The organism is Candidatus Neomarinimicrobiota bacterium (assembly GCA_012964825.1).
GTDB lineage: Bacteria > Fidelibacterota > Marinisomatia > Marinisomatales > S15-B10 > UBA2125.
This window is the reverse complement of the sequence record DTTI01000027.1, coordinates 23,908-39,475: the sequence shown is the minus strand read 5'-3', so window position 1 is coordinate 39,475 and position 15,568 is coordinate 23,908. Positions and strand designations below refer to the sequence as shown.

Here is a 15,568-nt window from a genome sequence, read left to right as displayed (position 1 = left end):
TCATGATCGTGGTGGGTATCGTGTTCATGTTCCACTCAAAAAACTCCTTAAAGACTATTTTTGTTTAACCTTGCCATTCTGATTTCCCACTGGCCGGGTTCGGTCCAGGCAAAGACCAGTTCATTTTTGTAATTAACCATTTGAGGATAGCCGCTTCCCCTGGCCGCATTAATATTACTCACAACCAAGGGCGAGTCAACCTCACCCTTGAGAGACACTTTTCGCAATTTCAATTCAGCTGAATCCCCGGCTACTTCTATCCAACTGACAATGACAGAGGAATGATCCACCCATTCTAAATCAACACGGCCCAACGGGATACCACCATCTATTCTAACTGGTTCCGAGAAACTTGCTCCGACATCCTTCGAAAAAGCAACTTTCACTTGTGCATCACCTTTTGGTGCCGTATACCAGGCAATGGCCAATCGATCTCCGCTCACTGCAAGAGCCGGACCGTTAACAGGGCAACCGGGGATCATCCATCCATCCTCATGAACGGTCGACGGTTTTGACCAAACACCTCCGCTATATCGAACTACCTGAATGTTTCGAATTTCTTCTTCTCCTCTATCACGATAGGCAATGATGTTCGATGCACCGATTGTAGCAGCAGCGGTGGGACAACATTCACAGACGCGGGCATCGAGTGAAAATTCCTGATCCAATCGGTTCTCTTGATCTAGATTTGTCGTAAATATCGACATGGCACCAGAGCCATGACCATCATCAGAAGAAATCATGTTTCGACCATCCAGCCAAGCTATTCCGAGACCTCCCGACTCGCGATGGAAAAACGAGACAAAACCATGCTCCGCAGCAACACCATCTCTATGCGGAATCATGGGTTCACTCCATGTTAAGCCTCGATCATAAGAGGTAGAAAGGTAAACATCATACTCGTAAGTCCCTCCCCCTCGCATGTAGAGCCAATGGGCAGCCAACCTATCACCATTAACTTGAAAAATAGAAGGGACGTCAGCCCAGTTGACGAAAAAGTCATCGCCCTTGTAAATGGTGTTTGGTTCACTCCACAAAGTTCCATCCCATTCGGCCATCTTCAGTTCATATCCACCTTGATCGTTGTAGGGAGTGAACCACGACATGATCATGGTCCCTTCCGAGGTCGTCGTGAGATTGGGAAAACGACTGCCTAAAGGTGCTGGGCTCTCCAAAGATCGGACCTCCATTGGCGGCGACTCGCACCCAGCAAAGATTAGCATTATCAACAATATATGAAGGATTGTTCGACTCACCGTTCCATTCTAATCATCTTTTGATTTATCTCATCCTCGTGTTCATGTTCATGCTCTTCCAACTCATCATCATCTATGCTTGGGAAAAGAGCGGAAACATCGAAGATTTTCCGGAGACTGATTGAAGCGATCCACACATTGGCCCTGCTGTCCACGGAAGCATCTTCTCCAACCATGTTGGCTTTGAAAACGACAGGCGCTTGAATAGAGAATGTAATCAGAGATTCATTCACATTCCAGACCAATCCGCCCCCTGCTTGGATGATAATAGCGCCGGAGTTGGGTGCCTCTTCTCCATTCCAATAATCTTTTGATCTGAATTGGCCAGCGGATAGGAAATAGGGCATACCGCCGAAAACACTCTTCCCTTGCCAATAAGCCATGCCAGCCATGGTCAGCTGGGTTCCCGGGAGATAACCATATTGGTTCTGGCCGAATGGGACCTCGAGACGAACGACTCCACCCACAACAAAGGGCGATTCCGTTCTCCGGAAAAATTGAACTTCATTCAAGCTTCTGTAGACCCCTTCACTCATATCAAAATGGGTATGTTCCTTCCCTTGTCTCCCAAGGAGAAAGGGGTTCCGCGAAAGTGTGTTATCTGAAGGTATGGAGAGACCGAAGCCCAGAAAGAAACGATCGCCGGGACCAAAGTCACTATTGCTTACCAAGTATCTCAACATCAATTTCGTATCGGCGATGCCGCCCCTATCCTCATTACGGTGATGGATATTGGGAACACTTGGGAAGTCCATCCTCCTGTTGCCGCCTATGAGGTTTATTTGGAGATTCCAATCATCGGTGATACCGAGATTCAAATTTAGTTCTCCGATACGAGAAATTAAGTTCCCTTGATGTTCACCGGTAGAGTCGAGAGCACCGTGCCACCAGTCGATTCTCTGATTCATCAGGTTGCCACCAACCAAAAGCATACCTCGACCCAGTCCGATTCCTGTATTGGCCGTCCCGACCGGGAGGCTAGGATTCGTTCAGAGCGGTCACTGGCCCCAGAGGGCCGATACAAAGAGCATTGTACTGATCCAAATAAAAATCCCTTTCACGCTTTCCTCCAGTTTTTAATCATATTTTTTTTCGGGCGCCTTTATCAGAAACATCCCGCATTCCGGGCATGAACCAGGATCGGTTTGGTATACGTCGGGATGCATAGGGCAGACGTAGCCTAAATCGGGTTTAAGCGGTGCCTTTACCTTGTCTGTCTGGATGCGCCATGCCACGGTCCCTGGCGGATTGGGATACCAGCCAGGATCATCGCCTTTCTTAAGCTGCTCTCGAACTTTCATCACTGTAAACATGCCCCCCATAGCAACGGTGCCAAACGGGCCCTGGCCGCTCATCGCGGGAAGTGTATTCGGCGGACCCGTCATTTGCATTTCGGCCATTTCATGCATCCCTCGCTCCCCCATGGCCATATAATTGGGGAGCTGTTCTCTGATTTTCTCTTCCACACCTCGCTGACTCACACCGAGAACATTGGGCAAATCGTGCCCCATAGCATTCATGGGATGGTGGCGTCGGTGGCAGTGGAGAGCCCAGTCGCCCGAATTGGCAACAAACTCAATATCCCTTGTCTGTCCCGGTGCCACAGTGACAGTGGTTTCTGGCCAACGGGCGGAGGGCGGCACATCACCGCCGTCTGTCGCCACCACATTGAAAGAGTGACCATGCAGGTGAATCGGATGAACTTCCTGCCCCACGTTTCCGAACCTGATCCTCACCCTTTCTCCGGTCTTCGCCACAAGAGGAGCTGTTCCTGGATACGCACGGCCATTGAAGGTAAAGATATTGAATTCGGTCATGACGTTCGGGTCGGGCGTGGAGGTGCCAGGATCGACAAACCATTCGTTGAGGAAAATGGCATAATCCCGGTCGATGGTGTAATCACGCTTCTTTGGATGAATGATGAAGAAGCCCATGGATCCCAGGCCGATCTGGGTCATCTCATCGCCGTGGGAATGGTACATTTGCGTGCCATGTTGTTTGAGAGTGAATTCGTACACAAATGTCTCTCCCGGCATGATGGGTTCTTGGGTTAATCCTTGCAACCCATCCATGCCGCTCGGCAGGATCACGCCATGCCAGTGGACAGCTGTCGGTTCCGGTAGGCGGTTGGTGACGTAGATGCGCACACGGTCTCCCTCCACTGCCTCAATGGTGGGGCCGGGTGTATGTCCATTGTAGCCCCACGCCTTAATCTTCATACCAGGGGCCATCTCCCATTCAATCTCCTCTACGGTCAAGCGGAACTCTTTGACGCCTTCTACAATCTTCCACTCGATGGTAGTCCCGTTGGGCGTCACCACGGGTGTATACGGCAACTCGCCAGCCCGGATACCCCCCAAGCTTACTGAAAGAAGCCCGAACACAATGGCTCCCGGCCCGCAAATGATTGATAAAATGGTACTCAGAGTATGCTTCATTTTCTCTTCTCCTTCAATGTTGAGTCGCATTATCCACGGGAAGCGCACCACCAACAGCCCTCTCTAATTCAGCGTACTTGATCCAATACTCCGCCAAAGTCTCGATATGCCGTTGCTGAGCAGAGATCTGATCCTTCTTCGCTTGTAGAAGATCGTACACTCCAATGAGCATAAAATTATAGTGCGCTTGTGCCGCCTCCAACACGCTTCGCTTCATGGGAAGAATGACCTGCCGGTAATACTCAGTACTTTCCCTTTCTGTTTGTAGTTGGCTGTGGGTGGTCAAGATCTCACGCTCAATGTCGCGAAAAATCGCTTCCACCTGATTCTCCGCCTGAACAATCTCGAATCTCAGTCTCGATGCATCCGCCTGACCACGGTCAAATAGCGGGAGCGCGATCCCGATCTCGGGCCCCGTCTTTCCCAGCTGATCGGACTCTTTTTCACGACCGATACCGGCCTCCACATCAATCACCGCATTGAATCTGGCGAGAGGGACCTCCGATTTCAGGACTTCCACTCTCTTCTCCGCCGCCGCCAGATCAAGTCGCAGGCCGTGCCCCAAGACGAGGAGTTCCTCAGCAGTCCATACGCGTGACGGAAGTCCGGGGAAATCTTTCTCCACAGTCCAATCTCTATCAATGTCGAAACTCAGTAACCTCCTCACTAGCTCCTTGCTGTGACGAACTTCCGCTTCGGCACGCATCAGTTCCAATATCGCATCGTGCAGAACGTCCTGATGGCGGGCGAGATCAAGGGCGTTAATGTTTCCCTCGCCGAATTGCCTCTTGCTGAGTTCCGCCTCAGCCTCAGCCGTCACAACCACCGATCGGTGCAACTCCAGAATCTGTTGATCCCGCTGGTACTCGAGGTAACTTTTCTTCACCACGGCAACAGCATCGAGAATCTCGTAAGCAATGTTGAGTCTTCTCTGATCTATCCGCCCCTTAGCCACACGTTTCTTGAGAGGCATCAAAAGCAGATCGACCAAATCCTGACTCACAGCGATGGCCGTCTTCTCTCCGGCATTGTCGGAAGTAACCAGGAACTCGCCACGTAGGATGGGATTATCCGGAAGCATAGCACCGACCGCCTCCGCCTTGGCGATGGAGAGCTCGGCGTAGAGTGCCAGGATAGAGGGATTGTTGGAGAGTGCAATCCCGACGGCTTCATCTAGCGTCACTAGGGTATCGGTCGTGACCTGAATAGCTTGGACCCGCGCTTCATCAACCGGGATTTTGAAGTCGTCTTTCAGTCTCTCTCTGATGGATGACTCTAATTCAGCGTCAGCGTATCCTCTGGGCAGGGTCACGCATCCTGCCAGAAACATGATACTGATCCAGAGGAATACAATTTTTCTCATTCTGCTATGTCGCATTATATATATGAAATGGACTTTCCATTTTTTTCCTGTTAAAAACTAAACAGGCCCCTCTTCCTTCGAAGACGGGGACACCGTTCCAACATCGCAAGCGGATTCCCCTGACCACGGTCAGGACTTCTTCCGCCGTGGGACAGCTAAATTAGAAGAGTACGGAAGAGATAATAAAGGGGGGTCGTTGCCGATTCTCGAAATTCACCGGGAAAATACTCGGCTCGGAGCAGAGGGGAAGTTTCTTCCGCCACATCGCATATGCCAATCCGTTCGAAGACTATCAACCGGGCGAGCCTCGTCTTGGGGGGTTTTGGTGTGAAAACCAAGAGGACCGGAGCTCGGTTGTCTTCACCATCCGTCATACCACATGCCTGGACTGGCACCTTCTTAGCACAGCACATTTCTGCCTTTTCACAGCAGACGTGATCACAACCATCGGTTGGGATGAACGGAATGGTAAGCCCCACGGCAAAGACCAACACTAAAAGAAATGAAAAAACTTGCCTCATTTCAAAAGAGAATTTACCCACCAATGTCCTACCGCATCAAGAAACTTCTGACGCCATCAGTACCATCGAGGATCCCAAAACGCACTCCAATGATCGAAAGGCTTCCACCCACTCATCCTCCGGTGAAAGGCGATAATAAATTGTTAGACCTTACTGCCACTTCTTAACCAGTCCAGTCTCACGAAGTCTTCTTAGCTGATGGGAGATGGCGTCTCAGAGGCTAACGAACAAGATTTCTCAAAGAAAGGAGATCAGGCGCTCTTCTCCCACATCCCCTCTCCGCCACCATCTTTCATGTTCTGATACCGGGCCGCCACAAATAGGTAGTCCGACAGGCGGTTCAGATATTGAATATGAAGCGGATTAATCTCTTCCTTGTGACTTAATTTCACAAGATCCCGTTCAGATCTGCGGCATACTACTCTAGCCTGATGTAGGTACGCCGTCCCTCTTGAGCCTCGTGGGATGACAAACTCTTTCAATGTTGGAAGAGAATCGTTAAGTAAATATATGGCTTTTTCCAAATCGTTGATATCATCTTGGGAAATCAAATTCAATTCCTCATCTACCACTGCCAATTCACCACCAATGTTGAACAATACATGCTGAATTTTCTTAAGCACCCTTGAGATTTCGTCTAGCAGTGATTCAGAAAGACAGACACCAATGGAGGCATTGATTTCATCCAATGCTCCAAAAGCTACTATGCGAGGAGAGTCCTTGGACAAGCGCTCTCCTTTAGCCAATCCAGTAGTACCGTCATCGCCAGTTCGTGTATAGACCTTTGTTATCCGCATGACAGGAAATTTAGGAAGGCTTTCTGACGATTACCTGTGGTAAAGGGTAAAAAGAATAGATGAGAGATTGATCACAAATCATTGCCAGTAATTGAAAATAAGTAACACCCTTAGAAAAAAAACGATCAAGAGAACACTGTTACTTGTCCACCAGATACGGCCCCAGATACTATACCTGAATCGTGCTCAACCATCATCACGGCATGATGCCCTCGTACCCGCTGTTAACCATGAGGTGAATCCAGATACTCGCGGCGTAACCAAGTGCAATGACCGGCGTCCACTTCAGGTGGCCGAAGAACGTGTACATTCCGCGCGCTTGACCCATGAGCGCCACGCCAGCAGCGGAGCCGATGGACAACATGCTGCCCCCAACGCCAGCCGTTAGGGTAACGAGCAGCCACTGCGACATGTCCATGGTCGGATTCATCTGAAGCACGGCGACCATGACCGGGATGTTGTCGATGATTGCTGAGAGTATGCCTACCAATGTGTTGGCAAAAGTTGGACCCAACTCGACGTACATATACGCCGACACAAGATCGAGATATCCGATAAAGCCGAGGCCCCCGACGCACATGATCACGCCAAAAAAGAATAACAACGTATCCCATTCAACACGGGCCACCTCCCGAAAACTGTCGAACGGCACAATGTCGCCGGACTCACCATAGTTAGGGTTATGATCTGGAGGAGGAACATGTGTTTGATTCAAGTAATGGCCGAATATTTTTAGGTATGCCAAGCCAGTCATCATGCCCAGGAACGGAGGCAAGTGAAGGAAATTATGGAATGAAACGGCAGTGGTGATGGTACACCCGAAAAGAAACATAATGCGTTTCGCTCCTCGTTTCATAATGACTTTTTCACCATCGATGGTCGGTTGTTCTCTCTTCACCGCTAAAGACATGATAGCTGCCGGAATGAAATAGTTCACCACCGATGGAATGAAAAGCGCGAAAAACGTCCAGAAATCAACTATGCCTTTTTGCCAGACCATTAGTGTAGTGATATCACCAAAAGGACTGAACGCACCCCCGGCATTCGCAGCCACCACGATGTTGACACAGGCAAGACTAATGAAGTGCTTGTTGTTTTGACCAACGGCGAGTACCACAGCACACATCACCAACGCGGTCGTCAGGTTGTCAATGATGGGCGAGAGGAAAAAGCTGATGATGCCAGTAATCCAGAATAGCTGTCGATAATTAAAACCGCGGAGTACGAGCCAGGAGCGAAGCGCATCAAATATGCCCCGTTCGTTCATCGAGTTGACGTAAGTCATAGCTGCCAAAAGGAATAAGAAAAGCTCACTAAATTCAACCAAGAAGTGTCTAACGGCTTCTTCGGCCCCGTGATCCATACCACCCATGTACTGATAAGCAATGAATGCCCAGATGATCCCCGCGCCAAAGATGACCGGTACGGATTTCCTTAAGTGAGTGAATTCTTCAGTGATCACAAACGAGTAGGACAGGACGAACACCACGATCGCGGTGATACCGACCCAATGAGCAGTTAAATCCATATATTCCTTCCTATCTTGGTACCATTTTCATGGGCGATGGAAAATAGTGTATTTATGTAAATGTTTTGCATTCTTGAAAAATTATTTTGAATTAAAGCCGAACTTGAAAGAACGGAAATTAATCGATATAAAAAACTGATCCAAATAATGATATTTATTTTTCATTAATTTTTTGTCACAGTTAATAATAGAATAAAACAAAGATGGGAAAAATTTTCAATAAAATATCAGGATGTAATATTTACAGCTTCGGCAGCGATTTCTAATAGGTAGCCAGGTATAATTCCCAAGACGACCATCATAGTTGCCATTAATCCGATAAGACCGATTGCTAACATACTAAAAGATGGAAGCAAAGCTCTCTCTTCCTCTTGCATATACATATTTATAACCAATCGGAGATAGTAATAGACGGAGATCAATGTATTTAGGACACCAACAACTACAAGCCAAATATATCCTTGTTCTACAGCAGCAGAAAAAAGACCGTATTTGGCAACAAACCCGGCTGTTGGTGGGAATCCAGCCAGGGATATCATAAAAATAGTCATAGCGGCAGAAAGCCCAGGTCTCTGTGCAGCCAACCCACGGTAATCCTTAAACTCTAATCCTCTCTCTTCGTTCTCTGCTGCTGAAACGATGGCGAAAGCACCCAGATTTATAACTGAGTATGTAACCAAGTAAAAGAGTAATGCGGATATGCTTGACTCATTTAGTACTAATATTCCCATTACCAAAAACCCAGCGTGAGAAATGCTGGAAAAAGCAAGCATTCGCTTCACATTGGATTGTACCAGTGCGGAAACATTCCCTACCGTCATAGTTAAAGCAGACAAAATCCAAAAAATGTCCCGCCATTGATAGTGGATTTCGACAAACGCATTATTAAACAAAATTAATAATGCCCCAAATCCAGCTGCCTTGGGTGCTGTACAGAGGAACGCTGTCACCGTGGTAGGTGCTCCCTCATATACATCCGGGGACCACATATGGAAAGGCACTAAAGCTACTTTGAAAGCAAAACCAGTAAGAAGCAATCCGATCCCCAGAGAAAGATAAACATTGGAAAGGATCGATCCGGATGCAACCGCAGACGCAATTTCGTTGTAGTTTGTCGTACCTGTGGCACCATAGATCATAGCCGCGCCAAATAGGAAAAAGCCGGTGGCAAATGCTCCCAGAAGCAGATACTTTATACCTGACTCATTGCTAAGAAGATTATTACGAAGGAATCCAACCAGGACGTAAAGTGAAAGAGAAAGAAGTTCCAGACCGAGAAATACAATCACCAAATCATTAGCCCGTGTCATCAACATCATTCCGATAACACAAAAAAGTATGAGAGCCGAATATTCCCCTCGAGACTCACTCCCTTTTTTCTCCAGATAGCCCTGTGATAAAATCAATGTACCAAGTCCGATTCCCAGATAAAGAAAATCAAAGAACATAGAGAACTTGTTGAGTTTCAACATCCCTCCAAAGAGTATTCCTTCCTCGAAACCTTGAGCCACAAATACTCCCGCCATCAACAGACCAACAGTCGCTGACAGCAAGTTGACTCCGGGACGGGAGAACCGCATCATTTCCAATGTTAGAATACAGAGTGCTGTTATGGTTAGAACAATCTCGGGTGCAATACCTGTGAAATCTGTTGATGTGAAGTACTGACTCAGGTCCATAAAATCACCTATAAAGCTCCGAAGAACAATCCAAAAAAAAGTATTTGAGATTATAAGAGCTTTTCAAACCCACCATAATAATTCCTTAACATATTCAGCAACTAAATTAATCGAATGATTAATATTGAAAGTTTCAAGAGGAACAACAGTATGTACCTGCTCAAGCAGATGTTCCACTGAAACATGCATATAACTCAAAAGGATGCCCGGTTGAACACCTATCAGAAATACAAGCACTACGAGGGGCACGAGGGTTGCTATTTCCCTCCAATCAAGGTCAAAAAGGTGGGACTGTGAGCTGGAGTTTATTTCATTAAGAGCAACCCGATAATACAACCATACCATATAGGTAACACCTAGTACGACTCCAAAGATGGAAAACGCAGCAATTATCATATTTGCCTTGAACGCCCCACTTATAATAAGGAACTCCCCCACAAATGCGTTCATGCCCGGCAGACCAATTGCGGCTAGTGTAAAAATCGTAAAAAACACTATATATATAGGAACCGTTTTCGAAAGCCCACCGTAATCCTCAATCATTCTTGTGTGGGTTCTCTCATAAATCATGCCAATGCAGAGAAAGAGAGCTCCTGTGATAACACCATGGTTTATCATTTGGAGTAGTCCACCCTCAACACCCGTCTGGTTAAGAGTGAAAAGGCCAAGCGTAACAAATCCCATATGGCTAACGCTTGAGTAAGCTATCAGTCTTTTCATATCCTTTTGCATCAACGTGACATAAGCTCCATAGATTATCGCAGTGACAGACAGAATAAGCAGTGGGATAAATAATACCTTTACTGCATGGGGAAACATGGGCAAAGAAAACCTTAAAAAACCGTACGCCCCCATTTTTAGCATAACACCCGCAAGTATCACGCTCCCGGCCGTGGGCGCTTCTGTATGGGCATCTGGTAGCCAGGTATGTATTGGAAACATGGGCATTTTAACTGCAAATGCTGCAAAAAAGGCTAGGAACAACCATAATTGAAGTCCTGTGGGGTAGATCACCTTGGAAAGTTCCAGCATATCAAAAGTCCTTCCACCCTCATAGTAGAGTACTATTATTCCGACCAACATGAAAACGCTGCCAGCCAGCATGAAAAGGACAAACTTTATTGCTGCATATACTCTTTTAGAGCCGCCCCACACTCCTATAAGAAAAAACATCGGTATGAGTGTGAGTTCCCAAAACAGGTAAAAAAGAAAAACATTAAGGGAAATAAAAATCCCAATCATTGCTGTTTCCATAATCAAGAGGGATATGAAAAACTCTTTTGTTTTTGTCTGTATTGCCTTCCAAGACACTGTGACACAGAGTATGCTAAGAATTGCTACAAGCATAATGAATAACACGCTGATACCATCAACACCCACCTTGTAGTGTATATTCCATGTAGGTATCCATGGATAGATTTCAGCAAACTGCATCTTATAGGTTTCTTTATCAAAATGCTTATAAATAGGCAGTGAAACAACAAATGTTGAAATTGTAGTAGCAAGAGCAAACCACTTAACAATCGCTTCTCTTCTAAGGAGAAGTATAACGAATGATCCCGCCAACGGCAGAAAGGTTGTAACCGTCAGTATGGGATAATCTAGAGTGTTAAGAATAATAGATTCCATCCCTCACCTTCTTACGGCATCACCATTACAAATATAATTACAGCTATAACTCCCGCGACGATAAGCATAGCATAGTGCTGAACCTGACCAGTTTGAGCATCTTGCATTTTCCTGCTCCATGCGAGGGCAAAATCCCCTATCGCGCTGAAAGATCCATCAATAACAACTGTATCAATTGTCTTAAAGAATTTCGCGACCCTCAGTATGGGCTTTTGAATAATAAACTCGTAAATCTCACCTATAAAATTGTACTCAATACTTGCCAACGGTTTATTTGTAAACCACATTAATGCTCTAGCACTCTTCCTTGGAAACCAGTCCGTATCCAGACTAATCGTATTTTCACACCAAAGCTTTTTAAGTAGCAGGAAGAAACCAAGCTGTGTAAATAGCAGTATCTGCAAAGTCTCCCAGGTATGATATGCGGTATAAGGTTCGAAATGAACAGGATAAGGAAGTAGAGCATAAAGGGGCTTGTAGAAGACTCCGAGCCCAATACAAAAAAGTGACCCAATTATCATTGCAAGCTCCATATTCCATGGCGGTTCCTTAGCTTTTATACCCTGGTCCTTGCCAAACCATATGAAATACGGCACCTTTAGACCTGTATGAAGAAACGTTCCCGCTGAAGCGAGCATTAGTGCCATAAATGCCCAAGTCAAATGCGCTTCACCGAAAGCGGCAACTGTAATGGATTTACTTACAAAACCGCTGAAAAGGGGAAATGCAGATATTGAAAGTCCTCCTATTATCGTATAGATCATAGTCCGCGGCATAGTTCTATAGAGACCTCCGAGTTCTGTCAATTTGGCTGTCCCTGTCATGTAGAGCACTGAACCTGTACCCATAAACAAAAGAGACTTGTAAAGGATATGACAGAAGGCATGTGCTACCACCCCATTTATAGCCATTTGAGTTCCCAAACCAACACCGGCTACCATATAACCCACCTGGCTAATAATGTGGTATGCCAGGAGCCTGCGGGCGTCATTCTCGAGTACTGCATAAACCACGCCGTAAATCGCCATAACAACACCCAGAATAATCAGAATCTCTGAGCCTGCACTGATTCGAATCAGTGCATAAACTGCGGTTTTAGTAGTGAAAGCGCTCATGAAAACTGCACCTGTCACGGTAGCCGCTGGATATGCGTCAGGAAGCCAAGCTCCAAACGGAGGAACAGCCGCATTAACAATAAGTCCTAATAGAATGAGAAATGAAGCCAGGCTCTGGAGATCTGCTGGCCACCAACCATGAAATGGCGAATACTGTACAGTCAAATCACCACTTAGAGAGTATTGAAGTATTATACCAGCAAACAATATCAAGCCACCAGCAACATGCCATAAAAGATATCTGAAACCAGTTTTGATGGAAGAGTTTGATTTCCTATACCATACTAGAAAAACCGATGAAAAAGCCATCATTTCCCAGAATAGGAACAAACTGAGGAAATCACCCGCAAGGATCACACCAAGTGAACCTCCAACATAGTAAAACGCAGCAAGCTGTTCACCGTCGTTCTTCACATGGATAGAATAGATTACCCCTATCACTCCCATGATAGTGAATATATAGGCGAAGACTTTGCTCAGCTTATCAACATTACAGAAAGTCAACTCCCAGCTTAGGAACTCATAAATACCGTAAGCACCATAAGGCATTTGCACAGTGGCAATAAAGGCTGAGATAGCAATCAACAGCATATAGCCTTGCCTTATTCTTCCTTTGAACAAGGGTATGAAAAGTCCTCCTAAAAGATAAAATGCTGATGGATGTACGAATTCCAAACTAAACATCACCCTCATCATAATAATTCTCATGCTGCATAAGCCCAAGACGACCTATCCATTTAGATACTACAATAATCAGCACGCATGCGATAAAGCCAAATAAAGACCAAAACCCGTGGATTTCGTCTCCAAAAAAATGCACTTCGTGGCGTGGAATAATAAAATCAACTATGATGAGTAAAATGAGCACACCATAAGCGATTCGTTTTACCTTTTTTGTTCGAAGTACCTCTACGATCTCTAACAATTTCATCAGATTACTATTTTAGCTATTCGCACTATAAAGTCAGGGTATAGGCCCAATACAACACTTACTATTGCAGTTAGACAGAGAGGAACCACCAGAAGCGGGTTTTCTTTTACTTCCTCGTGTTCGTGATTATGATTCACAGCTTCTGAATCTTCCATTTTAAAGAATGCTTTATACACAATCGGTGCAAAGTATGCAGCATTGAGAAACGAACTTGCCAGCAGCACAGTGAGAACCGCTAAACTGTGACTCTCCATAGCACCTATTACAAGATACCATTTGGTTACAAACCCAGATACAGGCGGAACCCCTATCATACTCAAAGTAGCAATGGTAAAGGCAGCCATAGTCCAGGGCATTCTTTTTCCTATCCCGTTTAACTGACTGACTTCAGTCTTATGTGATGAGACATATATTGAGCCAGCACAAAAAAAGAGAGTGATTTTTGAAAAGGCATGATTTGTGATATGTATTATTCCACCTATCATAGCGCTGGGTGTAAGCAGCGCCGCACCCAGAATAATATATGAAAGCTGGCTTATGGTTGAAAATGCAAGACGTGCCTTAAGGTTATCCCTGCTCAGGGCAAGAAGAGATGCGGTGATGATGGTAAATGAAGCAAATGTTATAACGAATACATCCACACCAATATCCATCATGAGATCAGCACCGAAAACAAAGAATATGACGCGGAGGACAGTAAAAACCCCCGTCTTGACCACAGCAACGGCATGAAGCAGTGCGCTGACCGGAGTGGGAGCCACCATGGCCGCTGGTAGCCAGCCATGAAAGGGCATAATTGCACACTTGGCAAAACCAAAAAGGAAAAGCACGAAAATCACATAAAGAAGTTCAGGATGGACTAATTGAATATCTGTTGGAAAGATTCCAGCTTTTGAAAACTCAAGTGTACCTGTAAGATTATAAGTAAGGATTATGGCCGCAACTAAAAAAGCCTTAGCAGCACCCAACAGATATATGGCATATTTCCTCGCTCCGCTTATTGCCTCGGCTGTGCCCTTGTGAGCAACAAGTGGGTAAGTAATAATAGTCAATCCTTCATAGAAGAGGAACATGGTAAACAGGTTTGCTGAAAATGCCACACCGATTGTAGAGGAAAGTGCTACTGCGAAACAGGCGAAATAACGTGTCTGAGAGCCCTCATTCGTAGATCGCATATAGCCGATAGAATAAATGGACGTGGCAATCCAGAGTAACGAGGCGCCCATTGCAAACAAAAGCCCAAAAGCATCAACCCTGAAACTAATTTCTATGCCGGGCAGGAGAGTGAACAGTGAATATGAAATTACCTTTTTATCGTAAACCACATCCGGAATCATGGAGAGTACAATAAACAGTTTTATTACTCCCGCGATTATAGACCAGAATTCTCTGATGTTCGGTTTTTTCCCCAAAAAAATGATGAACAATGCTCCTACAGCAGATACCAGGACCGCCATTAAAGGTTTTATGGATACAATCGTTTCCATCAGTATAGGTTAATTTTTCATCAAATTGATTTCATCAATATTCACCGTCTGGCGATTTCGGTAAAGAGCAATAATTATCGCCAAGCCAACCGCTACTTCGGCTGCGGCAAGGGTCATGACAAGAAAGACAAAGACCTGCCCATCCACACTGTTGTAATACCTTGAGAAACCTACTAGAGCCAAGTTGACAGCGTTGAGCATCAGCTCGATGGACATGAAGATCGTGATAACATTGCGGCGGAAAAGAACTCCTGCAACACCCGCTGAAAAAATCGCCAGGCTCAAGGCAATGACATGTTCCAGAGGTACAATCATTAAACCTTTCGCTTGGCCAGATACACTGTACCGATTAGAGCCACAAGCAGTAACAGTGATGCAATCTCGAAAGGTAGGAGGTATTTAGTGAAAAGCGCTTCTCCCAGCACCTTTACTCCACCAGCGACAAACGTCCCATGAGGTTGATGTAAGACACCTGAATCATTAAGAAAAATGAGCGAAACGCCAAGGAAGAATACAATGACCAGAAACAGCGACAGCCCTCGTTGTAAGTGCCTGAAATGTTCTTGAGCTTTCTCAACCCCGAGATTCAGGAGCATAATGACGAATAGGAAGAGAACCATAATAGCACCGGCGTAGATGAAGATTTCCAGTACAGCGAGGAAATAGGCCTCCAGGAGAAGATATATCAGTGCGAGAGAAAAAAAGCACACAACCAGCAAAATGGCACTGTAGACAGCATTTCTGCTGAGGACTACTGAGAAGGCTGTACCTACAGCAATGGCGGCGGCAAAATAAAACAAAAACGAAAGCATGTCTTCAGTCTA

Annotated in this window: 15 protein-coding genes; all 15 read right to left on the bottom strand. The window is 45.8% G+C overall.

The window, feature by feature from the left end; genetic code table 11:
• Positions 1 to 47: 47 nt before the first annotated feature.
• Positions 48 to 1,223: an exo-alpha-sialidase gene (locus EYO21_01955; protein ID HIB02575.1), complete on the bottom strand. Its 1,176-nt coding sequence runs from the start codon at positions 1,221 to 1,223 to the stop codon at positions 48 to 50.
• Positions 1,224 to 1,252: 29 nt separating this feature from the next.
• On the bottom strand, positions 1,253 to 2,164 hold the full coding sequence (locus EYO21_01950; GenBank protein ID HIB02574.1) for a hypothetical protein: 912 nt from the start codon (positions 2,162 to 2,164) through the stop codon (positions 1,253 to 1,255).
• A gap of 168 nt (positions 2,165 to 2,332) precedes the next feature.
• The gene (locus EYO21_01945) at positions 2,333 to 3,694 is read right to left on the bottom strand and encodes a copper oxidase (GenBank protein ID HIB02573.1); all 1,362 of its coding nucleotides are present in this window, start codon (positions 3,692 to 3,694) and stop codon (positions 2,333 to 2,335) included.
• Positions 3,695 to 3,707: 13 nt separating this feature from the next.
• Positions 3,708 to 5,072 (bottom strand): TolC family protein, encoded by a 1,365-nt coding sequence (locus EYO21_01940; protein HIB02572.1) that lies wholly within the window; start codon positions 5,070 to 5,072, stop codon positions 3,708 to 3,710.
• Between the two features lie 140 nt (positions 5,073 to 5,212).
• Positions 5,213 to 5,599, bottom strand: a complete 387-nt coding sequence (locus tag EYO21_01935) for a hypothetical protein (GenBank protein HIB02571.1) — start codon at positions 5,597 to 5,599, stop codon at positions 5,213 to 5,215.
• Positions 5,600 to 5,728: 129 nt separating this feature from the next.
• Positions 5,729 to 5,785: a hypothetical protein gene (locus EYO21_01930; GenBank protein HIB02570.1), complete on the bottom strand. Its 57-nt coding sequence runs from the start codon at positions 5,783 to 5,785 to the stop codon at positions 5,729 to 5,731.
• A 44-nt stretch (positions 5,786 to 5,829) separates the two neighbouring features.
• Positions 5,830 to 6,375 carry a cob(I)yrinic acid a,c-diamide adenosyltransferase gene (locus EYO21_01925; protein HIB02569.1) on the bottom strand — a complete coding sequence of 182 codons (546 nt, stop codon included), beginning with the start codon at positions 6,373 to 6,375 and terminating at the stop codon, positions 5,830 to 5,832.
• 196 nt (positions 6,376 to 6,571) lie between these two features.
• Positions 6,572 to 7,903 carry a sodium:proton antiporter gene (locus EYO21_01920; protein HIB02568.1) on the bottom strand — a complete coding sequence of 444 codons (1,332 nt, stop codon included), beginning with the start codon at positions 7,901 to 7,903 and terminating at the stop codon, positions 6,572 to 6,574.
• A 227-nt stretch (positions 7,904 to 8,130) separates the two neighbouring features.
• Positions 8,131 to 9,582 (bottom strand): NADH-quinone oxidoreductase subunit N, encoded by a 1,452-nt coding sequence (locus EYO21_01915; protein HIB02567.1) that lies wholly within the window; start codon positions 9,580 to 9,582, stop codon positions 8,131 to 8,133.
• A gap of 63 nt (positions 9,583 to 9,645) precedes the next feature.
• Entirely contained in the window at positions 9,646 to 11,211 is a 1,566-nt protein-coding gene (locus tag EYO21_01910) for an NADH-quinone oxidoreductase subunit M (protein ID HIB02566.1), read from the bottom strand.
• An 11-nt stretch (positions 11,212 to 11,222) separates the two neighbouring features.
• On the bottom strand, positions 11,223 to 13,022 hold the full coding sequence (locus EYO21_01905) for a Na(+)/H(+) antiporter subunit D (protein ID HIB02565.1): 1,800 nt from the start codon (positions 13,020 to 13,022) through the stop codon (positions 11,223 to 11,225).
• A complete protein-coding gene (locus EYO21_01900) occupies positions 13,003 to 13,257 on the bottom strand; it encodes a hypothetical protein (GenBank protein HIB02564.1) in 255 nt (84 codons plus the stop codon). The genes EYO21_01905 and EYO21_01900 overlap by 20 nt, the downstream gene beginning before the upstream one ends.
• On the bottom strand, positions 13,257 to 14,744 hold the full coding sequence (locus EYO21_01895; GenBank protein ID HIB02563.1) for a monovalent cation/H+ antiporter subunit D family protein: 1,488 nt from the start codon (positions 14,742 to 14,744) through the stop codon (positions 13,257 to 13,259). The genes EYO21_01900 and EYO21_01895 overlap by 1 nt, the downstream gene beginning before the upstream one ends.
• Positions 14,745 to 14,753: 9 nt before the next feature.
• Entirely contained in the window at positions 14,754 to 15,059 is a 306-nt protein-coding gene (nuoK, locus tag EYO21_01890; GenBank protein HIB02562.1) for an NADH-quinone oxidoreductase subunit NuoK, read from the bottom strand.
• Positions 15,059 to 15,556 carry an NADH-quinone oxidoreductase subunit J gene (locus EYO21_01885; GenBank protein HIB02561.1) on the bottom strand — a complete coding sequence of 166 codons (498 nt, stop codon included), beginning with the start codon at positions 15,554 to 15,556 and terminating at the stop codon, positions 15,059 to 15,061. The genes nuoK and EYO21_01885 overlap by 1 nt, the downstream gene beginning before the upstream one ends.
• Positions 15,557 to 15,568: the final 12 nt, after the last annotated feature.

Excerpts from the sequence above, each read along its gene's own strand:
- EYO21_01955 (HIB02575.1), bottom strand. The coding sequence starts at position 1,223 with ATGCTAATCTTTGCTGGGTGCGAGTCGCCGCCAATGGAGGTCCGATCT.
- EYO21_01950 (HIB02574.1), bottom strand. The coding sequence starts at position 2,164 with ATGAATCAGAGAATCGACTGGTGGCACGGTGCTCTCGACTCTACCGGT.
- EYO21_01945 (HIB02573.1), bottom strand. The coding sequence starts at position 3,694 with ATGAAGCATACTCTGAGTACCATTTTATCAATCATTTGCGGGCCGGGA.
- EYO21_01940 (HIB02572.1), bottom strand. The coding sequence starts at position 5,072 with ATGCGACATAGCAGAATGAGAAAAATTGTATTCCTCTGGATCAGTATC.
- EYO21_01925 (HIB02569.1), bottom strand. The coding sequence starts at position 6,375 with ATGCGGATAACAAAGGTCTATACACGAACTGGCGATGACGGTACTACT.
- EYO21_01920 (HIB02568.1), bottom strand. The coding sequence starts at position 7,903 with ATGGATTTAACTGCTCATTGGGTCGGTATCACCGCGATCGTGGTGTTC.
- EYO21_01915 (HIB02567.1), bottom strand. The coding sequence starts at position 9,582 with ATGGACCTGAGTCAGTACTTCACATCAACAGATTTCACAGGTATTGCA.
- EYO21_01910 (HIB02566.1), bottom strand. The coding sequence starts at position 11,211 with ATGGAATCTATTATTCTTAACACTCTAGATTATCCCATACTGACGGTT.
- EYO21_01905 (HIB02565.1), bottom strand. The coding sequence starts at position 13,022 with ATGATGAGGGTGATGTTTAGTTTGGAATTCGTACATCCATCAGCATTT.
- EYO21_01900 (HIB02564.1), bottom strand. The coding sequence starts at position 13,257 with ATGAAATTGTTAGAGATCGTAGAGGTACTTCGAACAAAAAAGGTAAAA.
- EYO21_01895 (HIB02563.1), bottom strand. The coding sequence starts at position 14,744 with ATGGAAACGATTGTATCCATAAAACCTTTAATGGCGGTCCTGGTATCT.
- nuoK (HIB02562.1), bottom strand. The coding sequence starts at position 15,059 with ATGATTGTACCTCTGGAACATGTCATTGCCTTGAGCCTGGCGATTTTT.
- EYO21_01885 (HIB02561.1), bottom strand. The coding sequence starts at position 15,556 with ATGCTTTCGTTTTTGTTTTATTTTGCCGCCGCCATTGCTGTAGGTACA.